The 17,077-nt window shown below is 62.5% G+C and carries 13 protein-coding genes; 7 read left to right on the top strand and 6 right to left on the bottom strand.

All coding sequences use genetic code 11. The annotated features are described in order from the left end of the window. Window positions 1–16 precede the first annotated feature (16 nt). On the bottom strand, window positions 17–5,461 hold the full coding sequence (locus BM438_RS15440) for an AAA family ATPase (RefSeq protein WP_093635090.1): 5,445 nt from the start codon (window positions 5,459–5,461) through the stop codon (window positions 17–19). A gap of 315 nt (window positions 5,462–5,776) precedes the next feature. Further along, window positions 5,777–6,379, bottom strand: coding sequence for an NADPH-dependent F420 reductase (locus BM438_RS15435; protein ID WP_093635089.1), 603 nt, complete (start codon window positions 6,377–6,379; stop codon window positions 5,777–5,779). Window positions 6,380–6,546: 167 nt separating this feature from the next. Here BM438_RS15435 and BM438_RS15430 point away from each other — a divergent pair, with 167 nt between their 5' ends. The 5 genes from BM438_RS15430 (at window position 6,547) to BM438_RS15410 (ending at window position 11,888) form a co-directional block, all read left to right on the top strand. After that, on the top strand, window positions 6,547–7,476 hold the full coding sequence (locus BM438_RS15430) for a LysR family transcriptional regulator (protein WP_093635088.1): 930 nt from the start codon (window positions 6,547–6,549) through the stop codon (window positions 7,474–7,476). A 291-nt stretch (window positions 7,477–7,767) separates the two neighbouring features. After that, a complete protein-coding gene (locus BM438_RS15425; RefSeq protein ID WP_093635087.1) occupies window positions 7,768–8,637 on the top strand; it encodes a transporter substrate-binding domain-containing protein in 870 nt (289 codons plus the stop codon). Between the two features lie 75 nt (window positions 8,638–8,712). Next, a complete protein-coding gene (locus BM438_RS15420; protein ID WP_093635086.1) occupies window positions 8,713–10,239 on the top strand; it encodes an amino acid ABC transporter permease/ATP-binding protein in 1,527 nt (508 codons plus the stop codon). Window positions 10,240–10,247: 8 nt separating this feature from the next. After that, window positions 10,248–10,922, top strand: coding sequence for a GntR family transcriptional regulator (locus tag BM438_RS15415; RefSeq protein WP_093635085.1), 675 nt, complete (start codon window positions 10,248–10,250; stop codon window positions 10,920–10,922). 111 nt (window positions 10,923–11,033) lie between these two features. Then, complete coding sequence (locus BM438_RS15410) at window positions 11,034–11,888, top strand: urea carboxylase-associated family protein (protein ID WP_054040108.1); 855 nt, start codon at window positions 11,034–11,036, stop codon at window positions 11,886–11,888. 56 nt (window positions 11,889–11,944) lie between these two features. Here the strand turns inward: BM438_RS15410 and BM438_RS15405 are convergent, their stop codons facing one another. The 4 genes from BM438_RS15405 to BM438_RS15390 form a co-directional block, all read right to left on the bottom strand. Further along, the gene (locus BM438_RS15405) at window positions 11,945–13,213 is read right to left on the bottom strand and encodes an RNA polymerase sigma factor (RefSeq protein WP_093635084.1); all 1,269 of its coding nucleotides are present in this window, start codon (window positions 13,211–13,213) and stop codon (window positions 11,945–11,947) included. Further along, window positions 13,210–13,581: a YciI family protein gene (locus BM438_RS15400; RefSeq protein WP_054040106.1), complete on the bottom strand. Its 372-nt coding sequence runs from the start codon at window positions 13,579–13,581 to the stop codon at window positions 13,210–13,212. The genes BM438_RS15405 and BM438_RS15400 overlap by 4 nt, the downstream gene beginning before the upstream one ends. 222 nt (window positions 13,582–13,803) lie before the next feature. After that, a complete protein-coding gene (locus BM438_RS15395; protein ID WP_093635083.1) occupies window positions 13,804–15,021 on the bottom strand; it encodes an MFS transporter in 1,218 nt (405 codons plus the stop codon). Between the two features lie 113 nt (window positions 15,022–15,134). Continuing rightward, window positions 15,135–15,569 carry a winged helix-turn-helix transcriptional regulator gene (locus BM438_RS15390; protein WP_093635082.1) on the bottom strand — a complete coding sequence of 145 codons (435 nt, stop codon included), beginning with the start codon at window positions 15,567–15,569 and terminating at the stop codon, window positions 15,135–15,137. Between the two features lie 157 nt (window positions 15,570–15,726). On the opposite strand from BM438_RS15390, the gene BM438_RS15385 reads away from it, so the two are divergent. Together BM438_RS15385 and BM438_RS15380 are read left to right on the top strand one after the other, a co-directional pair. Then, the gene (locus BM438_RS15385; RefSeq protein ID WP_093635081.1) at window positions 15,727–16,725 is read left to right on the top strand and encodes an aldo/keto reductase; all 999 of its coding nucleotides are present in this window, start codon (window positions 15,727–15,729) and stop codon (window positions 16,723–16,725) included. 16 nt (window positions 16,726–16,741) lie between these two features. After that, window positions 16,742–17,053: a high-potential iron-sulfur protein gene (locus BM438_RS15380; protein ID WP_093635080.1), complete on the top strand. Its 312-nt coding sequence runs from the start codon at window positions 16,742–16,744 to the stop codon at window positions 17,051–17,053. Window positions 17,054–17,077 lie beyond the last annotated feature (24 nt).

The raw sequence follows: 17,077 nt of genomic DNA, 5'->3' as shown, positions 1-17,077 counted from the left end.
CGGAGAACTCCCCAAACTAGGCCGACGTCGCCTGACGATCGGGAAGACTGACCTTGATCGCGGTGCCGGTTCCCAGCGAACTGACCACCTCGATCCGACCGCCCAGCATCAAGACCCGCTCCTCCATCCCCGCAAGGCCGAACGATGTTTTTCTGATTGCCTGCGCGTCGAACCCCTGACCGTCGTCGCGGATCTCCAGCACGCAGGCGTCGGGCGTTCGTTCGAGCGTGATGATCACTTCGTTGGCCGACGCATGACGAGCGACGTTCGTCAGTGCCTCCTGAACGAGGCGAAACAGCACGATAGCGCGGTCCTCGCTCATCACGATGGTCTCGTCCTGCACGTGAAGGCGGCACACCGTACGACCGTTGCGGTCGAACTCGGCAGCGAGCCACTCGAGCGCTGCCACGATGCCGGCGTCCAGTGCCGGCGGACGCAGCGACGCGATGACGCCGCGCACAACCTGCATGGTTTCGTCCACCAGAGCAATCAGCGCCCGGGTCCCGTCGAACAGCTCCGGGCGATCGTTGCCAAATTGCATGCGCAATGCCGACGCACGCATGCGAAGCGCGGTGAGATACTGCCCGAGCTCGTCGTGCATTTCCCGTGCGATGTGTTTGCGCTCTTCCTCGCGTGCCGTCTCGCGACGCGACGTGAGTTCCCGCAACATATCGTATGACTCCCTCAGGCGCTGCTCTGCCTCCTTGCGGTCGGTCAGATCGATCACGAAGGCGACGCCCTCCTTCCCGCCTGCTTCGAAAGCGACCCTGCCGATCATGACGGGCACGCGGCTGCCGTCTTTTCTTAGGTACTCCTTTTCCTCGGGCTGCAAGCGCCCAACCCTGCTGAGCTCTGCCAAAGCGTGTTCGGTACTTTCCCGCCATTCCGGCGGCGTCAGATCCGTCCAGCGCACTCGACCTGAGAGGAGATCCTCCCGCTCGTATCCCACCATGCGTAAGAATGCGTCATTGGCCTCGAGAATGTCGCCATCAACTCGCCACATGATGATGCCGATGATGTTGGCGTCGACAAGCCGCCGGATTCGGGATTCGCGTTCTGCAAGATCGCGGTAAAGGCGGGTATTTTCGAGCGATGTCGCGGCCTGGGAGGCGAGGAGCCTGAGTCCGGCAATCCGAGCCGGCGCGAAGACGCGAGTGATCAGATTGTTTTCGAGGTATAGCGCGCCGATGAGCTTGGCCCGATTCATCAAGGGCAGGCAGAGCATCGAACGGGTCTGGTGTTGACGGATGTACGGATCCGTGGCGAACGTGGGATCGCCCGCGGCATCGTCGAGAATTACGCTCTCCTGCGTGCGCAGGACATGGTAGAGAACGGACTCGGGCAGCATCGCCGCGCTCACCGGGACATCGCGTAGTTGCACGCGCGGCGTGTCGCCGTACGTCGTGACCTCCGCCGCGATCCGTTGCTCATCGCCCTCAGGGAGAATCAAGAGGCCCCGCTCGGCGCCAGCCTGTTCGATCGCCGTGCGCATCACCGTGTCGATCAGCTTGTCGAGAACAATCTCTCCCGAGACTGCTTGCGACACCTTGATCACGGTCGCGAGATCGAGGTGTTCGACCGGTGTCCCAATTGTGCTGGTTGGTCGAGGCGCCGGTTCGACCTCCCTGAGATACCGGTGCATCTCGTCGAGTTGCCGTACCTTGCCGTCTGCGCCCCAGCGTTGATAACCCTGCCGGGCGTCCTGCAGATACACGCGCGCGATCTTTTCGAACCCGCGCGCCGCGTAAAAGCGGGACGCGAGTTCGCCAGCAAGCGCTTCGTGGTGCACGAAACCGTTTGCGCGCGCCAACCGGATAGCCTCTTCATAGAGGCGCATCGCGTCGAGGTCGCGGCCCTCCAGGCGGGCTAACTCGGCACTCACCAACACCGCGCGGTTCTCGAAGTTTTCTGGGCAAGTCTCTGCTCGCAATTGCAGCTGTCTGTTGTGAGCCGTTATTGCTTCGAGGGACTCCCGTCGCTTGCGGTCGGATATAGGACCGCGCCAGGCGGCGAGAGATAGCGCGCTGTAGAAATGATATTCGGCCTCTTCCAGATAAGAGGCCGATGTCCACAAAAGACCTTGTGCCCTCAAGGAGGCTTCCGCGGCCGCCGCGTAATCGCCTGCAAAGAAGCGCGCCTGCAATTTGCGGGTCCAATACCAGCAATGCGCAATCACCAGGTCCGGATTTTCCGCGAAGTGGCGCTCGATCTGCGTCTCGTCAAACTGTCCGTCGTCAAAACAGCCGAAGGCGGGCGTCAGGCCTCGCAGCGTGCGTATCAGACCAAGCTGGGTAGAGCTGACGTCGATGGCGAATCCGAAATGCGATTTTTGCGCGAACGTCAGACTGGCTTCGGCTTCGCGCTGCACGTCCGCGAGCGCGTCTCCCGCGAAGAGCAAATTGGTCGTCATATGGGTGTAGCAGTAGGCCTCACAAACCAGATCGCCAGTATTCTTCGCAGCCTCGACCCCGCGGCGCACCAGCTCCCGGCCACCCCGGAGATGTCTGGCCATCGGCAAAATGACATTTCCAAAGTGCATATAGGTTCTTGCGCGAAAGCGCATCAACCCGCGCCGTTCGACCAGGTCGTAACCAAGCTGCCCGAATTGAAATCCGACCTTGTAGTGGCCAAAACGCGCTCCGGCAATCATGCCGAGCCGGACATAGGCGGAGGAGGATCCATCGCAATTGCCGCGTTCGAGGCTCAGATTCACTGCCGTGGAGACGACCAGCGACCATAGATTGGCATCGGTGAACAACGCCGCAGGCATGACTTTGACCAGGACGTCCATTGTCGCCAGCGATTCCGGGTCGGTCATCAGCGGCAGATCGATGAGCCTTTCGATCGGGAGGTTCCCAAGCTGGGACCAGATTCGCTCGTATTCCTTTCGCGCTTTCTCTTCTCTTGTATGCGGCGACCAGTCGATCCCGAGATGTTTCAGATAGTCGAGAGCGACCGCGACGGCGCGGCTGGCCTGATCGAGCGTCATGTACAGGTCGACGCGCAAACACGCCACATTGGCGCGCTCAGGCACAGTCGCGGCACGGCGTGAGAGCACGTTCAAGCGCTTTTCTGCGACCGGTAACCAACCGGTCAAAAATTCGCATTCGGCCCGGTTCAACTCCAGCGCGAAGATCAGTTCATGCCTGCGCGCCCAGCAGTCGTCCGTGAGGAGTTCAGCGCCGGTGGTCAGATAGGTGAGCGCCGATTCATAGGCTGACGAGGCCTTCGCGCGCTGGCCGGCTATCAGATTGAACTCAGCCAGTTGCTCCCGCTCTTCCTGTCGCGCAACAAGGGCCACGCCGCGGTTGAGTTGATTGACAATCTCGAAGATGGCTTCTTTCCGATTCTCGGGCAGCGTTTGCGCCGCAAGCAGCCGCCCTATGCGCAGATGGGCCTCCTCGCGCGCGGCCTCCGGGATCATCGAGTAGGCACCCTCCTGCACCCGGTCATGCGCGAATCGGAAGGATTCCTCAAGCTGCTCGATAAGCTCCTGTTCCACTGCCGGTCGCAACAACGCCCGGATCTCCTGCCTCGAATTTTCAAGAACGTTCGACAGCATCGCCATCGTGGCGGTGTTGCCAAGGCAGGCAAACTGTTGCAGCGCCCGCTGCGTTTCGACCGGCAAGCGAGCCAGCTTCGCAACCATCAGGTCCGCTACGTTGTCCGTATAGCCCTTGCCATGAATGTTCGGCAGATCCCAGAGCCAGCGGGCCGCGTCGTGATCGAAGCCGAGTAAGCCTTCGTCGACGAGCGCATGTAGAAACTGAATGACGAAAAACGGGTTACCGGCGGTCCTCTCGTGTACAAGCTGCGCGAGCGGCCCGGCGCGTTCCCGCGTGTCATGCAGCGCCTCTGCGATCAATTGCTCGACGTGCTCGCTGGCCAGCGGCGCCAGGGCGACTTCATCGAACTTCGCGCCCGCGTTTCTGACGGCCTGAAGTGTGCGAATCAGCGGATGCGTGGCGTCGACCTCGTTGCTGCGATAGGCCCCGATCAACATCAAATAACGCAGGTCCTGACGCGTGAGCAGGTCCTCCAACAGATCGAGCGTCGCAGCGTCGAGCCACTGCAGATCGTCGAGAAACAGCGCCAGCGGATGCTCCGGTCTGGCAAAGACTCCTATGAAGCGCCGGAAGACAAGCTGAAAACGACGTTGCGCATGATGCGGCTCGAGTTCCGGGACAGGCGGCGGATCACCGATGATCAACTTAAGTTCGGGGATCAGATCGGTCATGAGCCGTGCGTTAGATCCGAGGGCCTCCGTCAGGTCGCCGCGCCAGATCGCCAGTTCCACTTCGCGTTTGCCGAGCAGGGGTCGCACGAGTCCCCTGAAAGCTTGCACCAGCGTCGAATAGGGTATGTCGCGCTTGTACTGGTCGAACTTGCCGGAGGCAAAGAGTCCCCTCGGCGGGACCAACACCTTGTGTAGCTCATTGACGACCGCGGATTTGCCGATGCCGGAATAGCCGGAAACCAGCACCAGTTCCGGCGCACCGCTACTGACGACGCGGTGGAAAGCGGCCACCAGCGCTCCAACCTCGCGCTCCCGTCCATAGAGCTTCTCGGGGATGAGCAGCCGGTCGGGCGTGTCGTGCGCGCCCAGCCGGAAGGCGTCGACGCGATGCCGGAGCTCCCATTCGGCAAGGCAATGCCGCAGATCCCACTCGACGCCGGCTGCGGTCTGGTAGCGCTCCTCGGGTGTCTTCGCGAGCAGCTTCATGACCACGGCGGAGACGCCGCGCGGGACCATCGTGACCCGCACGTTGGGTGACATCGGCGTGCGGGCAACATGGCAGTGCACCCACTCCATCGGGTCGGCAGCGCTGAACGGCAGTGTGCCGGTGAGCATCTGGTAGAGCGTGACGCCGAACGCGTAGAGGTCGCTGCGCGAATCGATCGAACGATTCATCCGTCCGGTCTGCTCGGGTGCCATGTAGGCGAGCGTCCCGGCGATGGTTTCGGGCGGCTCGGGCGGTTGCCGTTCGCGTGGGAGCCGCGAGGCAATGCCGAAGCCGGTCAGCCGCACTTGAGCGTCCGCGCAGTTCACCAGGATATGAGCCGGCTTGAGGTCCTTGTGGACGAGGCCGTGCTGATGGAGCTTGCCCAGCGCTGCGGCGATTCCCCCGGCAACGCGCAGAACACTGCCTGCCTCCATCGGCGCACCGACCAATCGCTCGAGCGGTTCGCCGCCCGGATCCTCGAGCACCAGCATCGTGCGGCCGTCTGCCCGCAGCAGTTCCTTGGGGCGCACCGCCCACGCGCTACCGAGTTGATCCCTCAGCGCGAACTCATGAGCGAGGCGCGCGAGGCTGGCGGGTGAGGGATGTTCGGCGGCGATGCGCGCAACAAGCACGCTGTCGCCGCCGTCTCGTGGCTGCCACCGACAGAACACGCGCTCGCCATCCTCCCAAAGAATCTGGAGGCCGCTACCTGGGTCGAATCCGTGTGTGGCGTCCATCTGTCGTGGCTGGTGTTCGAGCTTCGCCCGTCATGGCTCAAGAGGGCGCGCGCCCCGTTCCTTTGGCTCACTGCACCGGTACGCACGAAATGCACGGGACAAGGCGACATTTGTGCGATCGGCAATGCTTACAACTGACAACATCGTTGTCACGATACACCTTGACGAGCGCAGCAAGATATTCGCCTCAACCCTTTTGGAGGCCTTCGGAAAGGCCGGTGCCATCTCCTTTGTGCCGAGCCGGCAGCACGGTTCTGGCGAAAGCGATTCGCCTAAAGTCTGATGAAAGGCGCGGCATTCCACGCCTTTGTTTGGTTATCCAAACTTAACGAAGTTGTGCACGGGCAGCGGGCCGCCCGGGATTTGAACTAGCTGGCCCCCGGCTTCGAGCGAACCCAGGTCGATGCCGAAGAAACCGAGCTGCTCGATCAATCCGCTCACCGCCGCTTTCGCCTGCGCGTCGTCTCCCGCGAAGAACAGCACGCGGCGTCCGCCTTCGGCCTGTGGATCCTTCGAGAGGAGATGTGCCGGCAGATGATTGAACGCCTTCACGACGCGTGCGCCCGGCACGAGTTCCGAGAAGATTCCGCTCGACGTCCGGCCATGCAATTCGGCCGGCTTGAACAGCGGCGGCTCGATCGCGTTGTTCGCGTCGATCACGATGCGGCCGCCGAAGTCCGGCAGCCCGGCCAAGGCGGTCGGCAGCTTCGCCCAGTTGACTGCGACAAGGACGATGTCCTGCGCGGCCGCCTGTTCGCGCGTTCCCGGCGTGATCGATGGACCGAGCTCGCGCACGAGGTCAGCGAGTGAGGCCGGGCCCCGGCTGTTCGCAATGACGGCCTTGAGGCCTTTGCCCGCCAGCGCTCTCGCGAACGCGGATCCGATGGCGCCTGCTCCGATGATACCGATGGTGCTCATAACGATGCTCCTGGTGAAGAGTGATCAATCAAGTGGTAAGCCGGCAAGGAGAGGGACATCTGAGGTTCACTCCCTCGGCTAGGTGACTGAATGTTGCCGCCTTTATTGCTTGATGATTAGCCGGGAATCGCTTGAATTATTTTCAAGTAATGCTTTAAGATTTCCGGATGGAAACCCTCGCCAACCTCGAGTCGTTTGTCCGCAGCGCCGAAACGGGCAGCTTCTCCGCGGCCGCGCGGCGCCTTGCGCTGACGCCCGCCGCGGTCAGCCGCAACGTTGCGCTGCTCGAACGCAATCTCGGTGTGCGGCTATTCCAACGCTCGACGCGCAAGCTCACGCTGACCGAGGCGGGCGAGCGCTTTCTCGTGGAAATCGGCGGCAATCTGGATGCGCTGCAGGCGGCAATCGCGTCCGTCTCGAACGATCGGGGCGAGCCGGCCGGCGTGCTGAAGGTCAGCATGGCGCCGACGTTCGGCATCACGTACGTCATGCCGCTGCTGCCGGCGTTCCTCGCACGCTATCCAATGATTCGTCCGGATTGGCACTTCGAGAACCGGCCGGTTGACCTGATTGAAGAGGGCTACGACGCAGCGCTGGGTGGTGGCTTCGATCTCGCACCGGGCGTCGTGTCGCGCGCATTGACGCCCGCGCATCTCGTGGCGGTTGCGTCTCCGGCTTACATGGCCGGCCGCCTATCGCCGATAGATCCCGGCGATCTTGCGGACCTCGACGGCATCGTGATGCGCTCGAGCCGCACGGGCCGCGTGCGTCATCGGACGATGCGTAACGCGGTAGGCGATGAGATGCCCGCACAGCTCGGCGAGACCATCATGGTCAATGACCCGGCAGCAATGCGCGAGGCAGCGATTCTCGGACTGGGCGTGACGTTGCTGGCCGTGTCGGACGTGCTGTCTTCGATTGAACGAGGGGAACTCGTGCGATTGCTACCGCGCTGGTACGCGGACGCCGGGGCGATCTCGATCTACTACGCGACGCGAGCGCTTCTGCCGGCGAAAACCCGGGTGTTTGTCGATTTCGTTGTCGAGGCATTCGAGCGGGAGCGGTTGGCTGAGAGGTTTGCAGGCAGCATCGGGTGAGTCGCGCCGCGCAGGCACGCTCCCTCCTTCCCCACGAAATGCACCGTTCCTGAACGCGTTCGCCAGTAACACGCGCAGGCGCACGGAACCGGTGCGCCTGCGGCGGCCACGCCTCCGTTAAAGACCAGCCTGCATGTCCCGCACAGCCGCGCCAGACCCACATCACAGCGCGCTTACCCACCTCCCCACTTCCCTGGTTCGGATTCTGCTTATGCAGGAATTATTGTTGAACAATATTTTTTCTATTGTTCAACAATGTATATTACCTCCACTCCGACGAGCGAGAACTCCATGAAAGCCCAACCTGATCTGAAAACTGTCATGCCCTCCCTGCCGCGGGTCGCGAAGTGCGCCGCCGCGCTCGCGCTATTCGCCGCGTCTCACGCGTTCGCCTCGAGCGGCGCGCCGACCGTGGCGCCCGGCAAGCTGACGATCGGCGCGGATCTGACGTATCCGCCGTACGACTACGTGCAGGACGCGGATCCGGCCGGCTTCGATCCCGCGTTCATGACGAAGCTCGCCGGGCATCTGAAGCTCCAGCCCGGCTTCGTCGACACACGTTTCGCGAATCTGATCCTCGGCGTGAACGCCAATCGCTTCGACGTAATCGCGTCGGCGCTCTATGTAACGCCGGAGCGCGCGAAACAGATCGACTTCGTGCCCTACCTGAAAACCGGCGGGTCGCTGCTCGCCTTGAGCCACACCGGCTTTGAGCCGAAGAAGCCCGAAGATCTGTGTGGCAAGCGCGTGAGCTCGATCAAGGGTGCGTCGTGGATTCCGAAACTCAACGACGTGTCGAAGCAGGTCTGTACACCTGCCGGCCGCGGCGCAATCGACGTGCGCGAGTTCGAGACTTCGCCGGAAGCGGCCCAGGCCGTCCTCTCGCACGCCGTCGACGCGCAATTCGAAGATTCGGCCGTCGCGCAAATGACCGTCAACAAGCTCGGCGGACGCGTGGCGATTACGTCGACAACCCCGCTCTATCCGGTCGTCATCGGGCTCGGCGTCAAGAAAGGCAATGACGCGCTGCTGGCCCAATTGAAGAGCGCGTTTGCGTCGATGAAACAGCTGGGTGAATACCAGGCGCTACTCAAACAGTACAACGTCGCGGAGCCGACCGGCAATGACATTGCCCAGGCGCTCGGCACGGCATCGAACTAACTGCACGTTGCGCGCGCAGCCTGAGGCCGGGCACTCGCCCGCGCCCTCGCGGCTGCGCGTCGTAAGGGGAAGCACATGGTATTCGACTGGCACTACACGGCTTCGCTGTTGTTCGACGCCGCCTTCTGGAAAGCCACATGGCTCGTCGTCGAACTGAGCGCCGCGACCTGGCTGATCGGCATTGTCGCGGGCTTCGCACTCGCGCTCGGCAAACAGTCTGTGTTCATGCCGCTACGCGTGGCATGCAGCACCTACATCTGGCTCTTTCGCAGCCTGCCGCTGCTGGTGCTGCTGATCTTTGTCTATAACCTGCCGCAGGTGCTGCCCTGGACGGGCGGCCTGTTGTCCGACCCGTTCTGGGCCGGCCTGCTGGCGCTTTCGATCAGCGAAGCGGCCTACATCGCCGAGATCCATCGCGGCGGCCTGCTGTCGCTCCACAAGGGCCAGCTCGAAGCAGGCAAGGCGCTCGGGATCCGCTTTGTCGGCCTGCAACGGTTGATCGTGTTGCCGCAGGCGTTTCGCGTCGCGCTGCCCTCGCTCATTAACGAGTACGTTACGATCGTCAAACTGACGTCGCTCGTGTCCGTCATTTCGCTCGCGGAAATCCTGCTGGTCGGCGAACGCCTGTACACGCAGAACTTCAAGGTGCTGGAGACGATGCTGGCCGTCTCGTTCTACTATGTGCTGATCGTCACGGTGTTCGGCCACGCGTTGAAAATGCTCGAAAAGCACCTTGATGTCACGCTCCGCACGCGGGCTGCGAATGCCGTCATTCCCGTAGAAACACCGCGGCCCGTGCAGGCAGCAAAGGACGTTCGTACCGCGCGAGCAGGCAGCGCGACGCGTTCGCTGGAAGCCATCGGCATCCGCAAGCGCTACGGCGATCATGAAGTGCTCAAGGGGATCGACTTGACCGTGCGCGCAGGAGAAGTAGTGTCGATCATCGGCCCGTCGGGTTCGGGCAAGACTTCGCTGATCCGCACGCTGAACGGCCTCGAGACGCTCGACGGCGGCGAAGTGCGCCTGCATGACAAGGCGTTCCTGTGGCCGCCCCGTGCGAGGCATGGCAAGGTACCGCATGCGCAGTACATGCGCGGCATCCTCGACATCGGCATGGTGTTTCAGAGCTTCAACCTGTTTCCACATAAGACTGTGCTGCAGAATGTGACGCTCGCGCCCCGCTATCACGGGCGTCTGACCGGAACCGCGCTCGACGAATCCGGCATGCGTTTGCTGGCAAAGGTAGGCATGGCTGCGCATGCGCACAAGTATCCGCATCAGTTGTCCGGCGGTCAGCAGCAGCGCGTCGCGATTGCGCGGGCCCTGGCGATGCAGCCGTCGATTGTTCTGTTCGACGAACCGACGTCGGCGCTCGATCCGGAACTGGTCAACGAAGTACTGAAGGTCATCGAGGGACTTGCCCAGGAAGGCATGACCATGATTATCGTCACACACGAAATCAACTTTGCGTTCCGTATTTCAGACCGTATCGTGTTCATGGAAGCAGGCATGATAGTGAGCGATGCGCCGCCGCGCGAACTGGCGACGCTCGACAAGACTTCGCGTATCGCCAGCTTCCTCAAAGACGTCCACCTTGCATAAAACACCGTATGCCCACCTCGCAATCAACTGTTACTCCCCTCGCTGCGCAGGAGCCCGAGCAATCGGTCACGGACCGGATTCTGTCGACAATCCGCAACGAGATCATTGAAGGCAAATTGCCGCCGGGCACCGCACTCGTCGAGAACGATCTCACCCAGGCGCACGAGGTCTCGCGCAACACGCTGCGTGAAGCGCTGCGTCTCTTGTGCCGTGAAGGGCTCGCGGTGCATTACCGGCATCGCGGCGTGATCGTGCGCACCCTGACGCGCCACGATGTGCGCGACATCTATCGGGTGCGGCGCACGCTCGAACTGCAAGCCCTGATGCGCGAAGACCCGATTGAGGAAGATGAAATCGCGGCGATGCGCGACGCCGTCGTGCACGCGCAAGCGGCGGCGGACGAAGGCGACTGGCGCAGCGTCGGCACCTACAGTCTGCTGTTTCACCGGCGCATCGTGCAGTTACTCGGCAGCCCGCTGTTCGACACATTCTTCACGACAATATTGGCGCAACTGCGTCTTGTGTTTGCGTCGGCCCCCGACGAGCGGCGCTTCCAGCGTCCCTGGATTGCGAAGGATCAGGAGATTCTCGAACTGATCGCGAGTGGGCGCACCGCCGAGGCGAGCGCCGCGCTTGCCGGTTACCTGAAGCAATCGGAGCACGCGCTGCTCGATTACCTTTGATTCGTTGCCTCTCATTCCTTCTTCGTCCACCGATTCACGGCTACTGCTCACACAGGCGACAGCGCGTGACAAGCGCAGCCTGTCCGTGTGCTTTATCAAGGAGTCTCCATCATGTTGAATTACCCCGCCGCCTATCAATCCACCAAGGGGTCCGCGCTCGATCCCGACAAGGCGTTTTATGGTCGCATCGCCTCCGAACACGATACGCGCACGCTGGTTGAATCGATCGTCGTGCCCATCCGCTCGGGTCAGGCATGGACCGTACCGGCTGGCCACGTGTTTCGCATCGTCACGATTGAAGGTCCGCAAGTAGCCGACCTGAACATGTGGAATCTGCACAACCCGCGCGAGCGCATGTGGGCCTCGCGCACGCGCCAGTTGCAACAGGCGCACGTGAGCACCTTCGACCGTTTGTGGTCGACGCTACCCTTCCTGCGCCCCATGGTGACGATCACCGACGACAGCCTCGCCGATTACGGCGTCGACGAGCATGGCGGCCGGGTTCACGACCTGCTCGGCACGCGTTGCGATCCGTACGTGAACCGCATGTTGACGGGTGAGGATTTCCATTTCCACTGCCACTCGAACCTGACGCGCGCAATTGCTCCGTATGGCTTGACCGAATACGACGTGCACGACGTGCTGAACGTGTTCCAGTGCACCGGGCTGAATCTCGAAGACAAGTACTTTATGAAAGCCTGTCCCGCGAAGAAGGGGGATTACCTCGAGTTCTTCGCGGAAATCGACCTGCTTTGCGCGTTGTCGACCTGCCCTGGCGGCGATCTCTCGTTGCCGATGTGGGGGCCGGACGCGCGCGATCCGCTGGAGGTATGCCGTCCGCTTGGCATCGAGATCTACCGGCTCGCACCGCAGATGCTGGAGGGATGGACCTCGCCCGCGGTCGCCGCGTACAAGGGACAGCACGGGATGACGTTGCAGCAGCCGCAGTGGAAGTGTGGGTGTTGAGGATTCAGCATCGGCGCAAGGCTTGCAAGCTCGCATGGCAAACGCAACGCGTCGATCTAACTTCTCGCCGATGACAGCTCGGTGCGCTTGCGCTGCAGGAAGCGGCGCACGGCCGGATCGCGCTCGAGTCCGATCGCGAGATCGTACGCGCCGAGCGCTTCGGCCGTTGCGCCGGCACGCACCAGCAGATCGGCGCGCGCGGCCCAGTACGGCTGGTAGTCGGCCAACCGCGGATCGTCCGAATAGGGCTCGAGCGCGTCGAGCGCCGCCTGCGGGCCGTCCCGTTCCGCCAAGGCGAGCGCACGGTTGATCGCTACCACCGGCGACGCCGCAATCGCGAGAAGCGCATCGTAGAGCTGTACGATCTCGCCCCAGTTCGGCCGATGCGTCTGGCAGCGGTAAATATGCGCTGACTGCAGCGCGGCTTCGAGCTGAAAGCGTCCGATCGCGTTGAATGTGCTCGCGCGTCGCAACAATGCGTTGGCAGCGTCGATCATCGGCGTGTTCCATGTCGCCGGATCCTGAGCCGACAGCGGCACGTAGTCGCCGGCCGCATCGCGTCGTGCATCGCGCCGCGCCTGGGCGTACAGCATTAGCGCGAGCAGACCCAGTGCCTCCGGCTCCTCGGGCAGCAGCTCGATGAGCAGTTGCGCAAGAAACATTGCCTCGCCGACGAGATCGCGCCGCTCAGTATCACCGCCAACCGGATCGGTCCACCCTTCCGCGTACGCCGCATAGACCGCTTCCAGCACGGCAGCGAGCCGGCCGGGCAACTCCTCGCGCTCGGGCACGCTAAACGGGATGCCCGCTTCGCGGATCTTGTTCTTCGCCCGCGCGAGACGCTTGCTCATTGCGGCGGGCGACATCAGGAACGCGGACGCGATCGTCTTCGCTTCGAGCCCTAGCACCACCTGCAACATCAGCGGCGTGCGAATCGCGGCCTCGAGCGCGGGGTGCGTGCACGCGAACAGCAGCGCAAGCCGCCGGTCGGGCAACACACCTGCTTCATGCTCGTCGATCTCGTCGGAGAGGATCGCGAGCTGGTTCACCACTTCGTCGCCGACATGCCGATGGCGCGCGCCATCGATCGCCCGGCGGCGCGCAACCGTCATCAGCCACGCTTCGGGATTCGCGGGGCAGCCGCGCTCGGGCCAGTCCGCGAGCGCGGCTGCAAACGCGTCCGCTAGCGCGTCCTCGGCCGCGGCGACGTCGCGCGTGCGCATCGCCAGCAGCGCGACGAGCTTGCCGTAACTGCGGCGAGCGACCGACTCGGCAATCGAACGCGCGGCGCCGTCAGCGTCAACGCCGCCGCCGGACGGACTCATACAGCAGATGGCGCGTCGTAGGGAGCAGTCCAGACCGGGCGCACTTCCATGAGGCCGTGCGCCGCGCCTGGACAACGCGACGCCCACGCGATCGCCGCGTCCAGGTTTGGCACGTCGATCAGGTAGTAGCCGGCGAGCTGCTCCTTCGAATCGGAATACGGTCCGTCGAGCACCTGCGGCTTGCCGTCGACGAGCCGCACCGTGGTGGCCGAATTCGTGTTCTGCAGCCGGTTGGCGCCCACCAGCACCTCCGCTTTTTTCAACGACTCGGTGTACGCGTGATACGCGGCGACGCCTTGCTGCCGCTCGCTGTCGGTCATCTTGTTCCAGCCGTTTTCTTCCGAATAGATCATCAATAGGTATTGCATATGAGCCTCCGTCATGGGGTTGAGGCGGGTGAACATATCGGGCCGCCATGACAATGACGCTCGGGCGGCATGCAAACGGACAGGCGGTGGAGAAAAATTCAGAGTGGCACGCGCGATCTGTTCCTGTCAAACGCCGTGCGCCAACAGATCGTCGACGTCCTCAATCGTAGTAGAGAAGGAAGTCACGAACCGGACGACGTTTTGTTCCCAGCGGCTTCGTGTTCAGTCACCGATCGCTTGCGCATCTTGCCCCGTGTCCGCCTGCTCACGCATCAGCAGGAGCAGCGCGATAAGCACAAGCACTATCGTCAAGCCAACGAAGAGCAACGTCGCGCGTTGAATGTCGGCGAGTTGCACGGCGATGCCAAGGCCGATCACAGGTAGTGAGATCGCCACATAAAGCACGACGAAAAAACTGGACGTGACTTCCGCTCGTCTGTGCGCCGGCGCGGCGGACGCGATCTCGCCCAACCCGGCGCGGAAGCTGATGCCCTGCCCGATTCCTGCCAGGGCGGTGCCGAGCAAAAGCGCGCCGAGCGAGCGCTCCGGCACGCACAAACCAACACATATCAGTCCCACGACGAGTCCAACGCAGCCAGCCGCTTGCCTCCATCCGGCAGCAATGACCGTCTGCACGATTTGCCCGAGTGCGGAGCACGCGAACAGCAGGAACACGATCGCGCCGGTCACGATACCGCTGTGAAAGCCGAGTACGACCCGAATTAGTTGCGGGGCGACAGCCGCAAAGAAGCCCACCACGACGAAACCTGCAAAGCCCGCCAGCGCGGCAGGAATAAACGCACGGCGTACTTCGGCAGGAAGCGAAATTTTCTGGATGCCGAGCTTCACGCGCGCAGGAATCGTAGCGGTCTCCGGCACGCCAAGAACGACTAGCGCGGCGACGCCCACCAACGCGAGATGGGCCGCATAGGGCAAGCGCGTTGGCCAGGGGAATAGTTCGACGAGGATGCCGCTTAGCAACGGACCACAACCCAGCCCGAGCATATTGGACGCCGTAGCCGCGAGCATGGCTTTGCCGCGCCACGCAGGCGGCGCGAGTTCGATCACAGCGACGGTGGCAGTTCCTGTGAAGATGCCGGCGGAGATTCCCGACAGCAGGCGGCCGAGCATCAGAAGCGCCAACCCGTCGCTGAGCAGGAACATCAGCGCTGACGCAGCCGATGCAAACAGTCCGGCCAGTAGCATGCGACGACGGCCGAGCTGATCGGACCAGTTGCCGACCAGTAGCAGTGCACCCAGTACCCCGATTGCATACGAGGCATAGATCACCGTGATGATGGTCGGTGTAAAACCATACTGCAGTTGGTAGTACCGATAAATTGCCGTCGGTAGCGTTGTACCCATCATGTTGATCGCGAACGCCAACGCGACAGCCAGAAATGCGATCGGGGATTGCGGTGTGACAGAAGCTGCTTTCATGAAACGTCCCAACGGTTGCTCGAAGACTGCGCGCAATTATGGGCAATTTCTCACGGCCTTGCTGGCGGCTCGACAGTGGCGGTCAGCTTCGACCTCGCATTACGACGGCGGCGCTAAGCGATCGGCACATCACGCGGACGCAGGTGATCGACCCGCTTTTCGCCGTGGTCGAATTCGCGCCGCGCCAATTCCATTTCGCTCATGTGGACTTCGACCCAATCCCATATCCCGCAGATCTTGTCGAGCAGGCTCCGCCCCAGTGGCGTCAGCTGATAGTCGACCCGTGGCGGGATCACCGGATGTACGTAGCGCGTAACGAGGCCGTCACGCTCGAGCTGTCGCAATGTCTTGGTGAGCATTTTCTGGCTCACGCCCTCCACCACCTCGCGCAGCCGCGAAAAACGCATCTCGCCGTGCGTACCGAGCGCGTCAATGACGAGGATCGTCCACTTGTCCGCGATCTGCTCGATGATGTTCCGCGCCAGGTCATCGGTTTTTTTTTGCGGATTGTCGTGCGCGTAAGCGCCGTCGTAGCAATTAGTTTCCATGGGGAAAGTATGAAACCGTCAGGTGCCTTCTTGTGATCGCCGGATGCCGCTGAAATAATCGGCTCGCCTGCCCGTCCGATGGGCACGTCGCCGTTAGTCAGATCGCATTCGACCCGTATGCGGTGCTTTACGTAGTGCTTTGATTAGAGAGCTTCACATGACTATTGAAACAATCGCAATTGAAGGTTTAACGACTCCCGTCTCACGCATCGGCCTTGGCACCTGGGCGATCGGCGGATGGATGTGGGGCGGCACCGATGAGAAAGACTCGATCGCGGTGATCCGCCGGGCGCTCGACAGCGGGGTCAATCTGATCGACACAGCGCCGGTGTACGGCTTCGGCGCTTCGGAGGAGATTGTCGGCAAGGCGCTGGCCGATGGGTATCGGCACAAGGCGGTCATCGCGACCAAGGTCGCATTGGAATGGCACGACGGTGCAGTGTTCCGCAATTCGTCGCCAGCGCGCATTCGTCAAGAAGTAGAGGATACGCTTCGGCGCTTGCGGACAGATTACATCGATCTGTATCAGGTCCATTGGCCCGATCCGCTGGTGCCGATCGAAGAGACCGCCGCGGTACTCGACGATCTGCGCAAGGAAGGCAAGGTGCGGGCGCTGGGCGTCAGCAACTTCTCGCCTGCGCAAATGGATGCATTCCGGCGCGTGGCGCCGCTGTCAACCACGCAACCGCCGTACAACCTGTTCGAGCGCGATATCGATCATGACGTGCTGCCGTATGCAAAACAGCATGGGCTCGTCGCGCTTGCCTATGGGGCACTATGCCGCGGGCTGCTGGCGGGGCGCATCGGTGTCGAGACGCGTTTCGAGGGCGACGATCTGCGCCAGCGCGACCCGAAGTTTCGTGAGCCGCGTCGCGAGCAGTATGTCGCGGCCGTGAAAGCACTCAACGTGTTCGCGCGCGATAACTTCGATAAATCGGTGCTCGCGCTGGCGGTGCGCTGGGTGCTCGACCGCGGCCCAACGATCGCGCTGTGGGGCGCACGTCGCCCGGCGCAGTTGGACGGGATCGAAGACGTATTCGGCTGGCGCCTCGACGAGAAGGCGTTCGAGCAGATTGACGCGATTGTTGCGCAGTTCGTCAAGGATCCGGTTGGGCCGGAATTCATGGCGCCCCCGGAACGCGTGCTCGTAGCATGACAGGGAGCCATCGACCATGCGAACCCATCGACGCACCTTCATGCTCCATTCAATCGGCGCGGCAGCGCTCGCGATCAGCGGACGCTCCGTCTGGGCGGCGCCCCCGCAGCTTCAGGAGAGCGATCCCGCTGCGCAGGCACTCGGGTACAAGACCGATGCGGCCCATGTCGACCGCACAAAATATCCCCGTTTCAACGACAACCAGCGCTGCACGAACTGCCAGTTCTTCCAGGGCAAGCCGACCGACGCCAGCGCGCTTTGTGCGCTGTTCGGCGCGAAGCAAGTGAGCGGTACCGGATGGTGCAACGCTTATCAGGCAAGGGCATGAACGGCGTGCGCAGATAGGCGATGC

It is taken from the genome of Paraburkholderia aspalathi, assembly GCF_900116445.1.
Taxonomy (GTDB): domain Bacteria; phylum Pseudomonadota; class Gammaproteobacteria; order Burkholderiales; family Burkholderiaceae; genus Paraburkholderia; species Paraburkholderia aspalathi.
The sequence above is the reverse complement of the archived record's forward strand: the minus strand, read 5'-3'. Positions and strand labels throughout refer to the sequence as shown.

Coding starts and splice junctions, on each gene's coding strand:
- BM438_RS15440 (WP_093635090.1), bottom strand. CDS start 5,461: ATGGACGCCACACACGGATTCGACCCAGGTAGCGGCCTCCAGATTCTT.
- BM438_RS15435 (WP_093635089.1), bottom strand. CDS start 6,379: ATGAGCACCATCGGTATCATCGGAGCAGGCGCCATCGGATCCGCGTTC.
- BM438_RS15430 (WP_093635088.1), top strand. CDS start 6,547: ATGGAAACCCTCGCCAACCTCGAGTCGTTTGTCCGCAGCGCCGAAACG.
- BM438_RS15425 (WP_093635087.1), top strand. CDS start 7,768: ATGAAAGCCCAACCTGATCTGAAAACTGTCATGCCCTCCCTGCCGCGG.
- BM438_RS15420 (WP_093635086.1), top strand. CDS start 8,713: ATGGTATTCGACTGGCACTACACGGCTTCGCTGTTGTTCGACGCCGCC.
- BM438_RS15415 (WP_093635085.1), top strand. CDS start 10,248: ATGCCCACCTCGCAATCAACTGTTACTCCCCTCGCTGCGCAGGAGCCC.
- BM438_RS15410 (WP_054040108.1), top strand. CDS start 11,034: ATGTTGAATTACCCCGCCGCCTATCAATCCACCAAGGGGTCCGCGCTC.
- BM438_RS15405 (WP_093635084.1), bottom strand. CDS start 13,213: ATGAGTCCGTCCGGCGGCGGCGTTGACGCTGACGGCGCCGCGCGTTCG.
- BM438_RS15400 (WP_054040106.1), bottom strand. CDS start 13,581: ATGCAATACCTATTGATGATCTATTCGGAAGAAAACGGCTGGAACAAG.
- BM438_RS15395 (WP_093635083.1), bottom strand. CDS start 15,021: ATGAAAGCAGCTTCTGTCACACCGCAATCCCCGATCGCATTTCTGGCT.
- BM438_RS15390 (WP_093635082.1), bottom strand. CDS start 15,569: ATGGAAACTAATTGCTACGACGGCGCTTACGCGCACGACAATCCGCAA.
- BM438_RS15385 (WP_093635081.1), top strand. CDS start 15,727: ATGACTATTGAAACAATCGCAATTGAAGGTTTAACGACTCCCGTCTCA.
- BM438_RS15380 (WP_093635080.1), top strand. CDS start 16,742: ATGCGAACCCATCGACGCACCTTCATGCTCCATTCAATCGGCGCGGCA.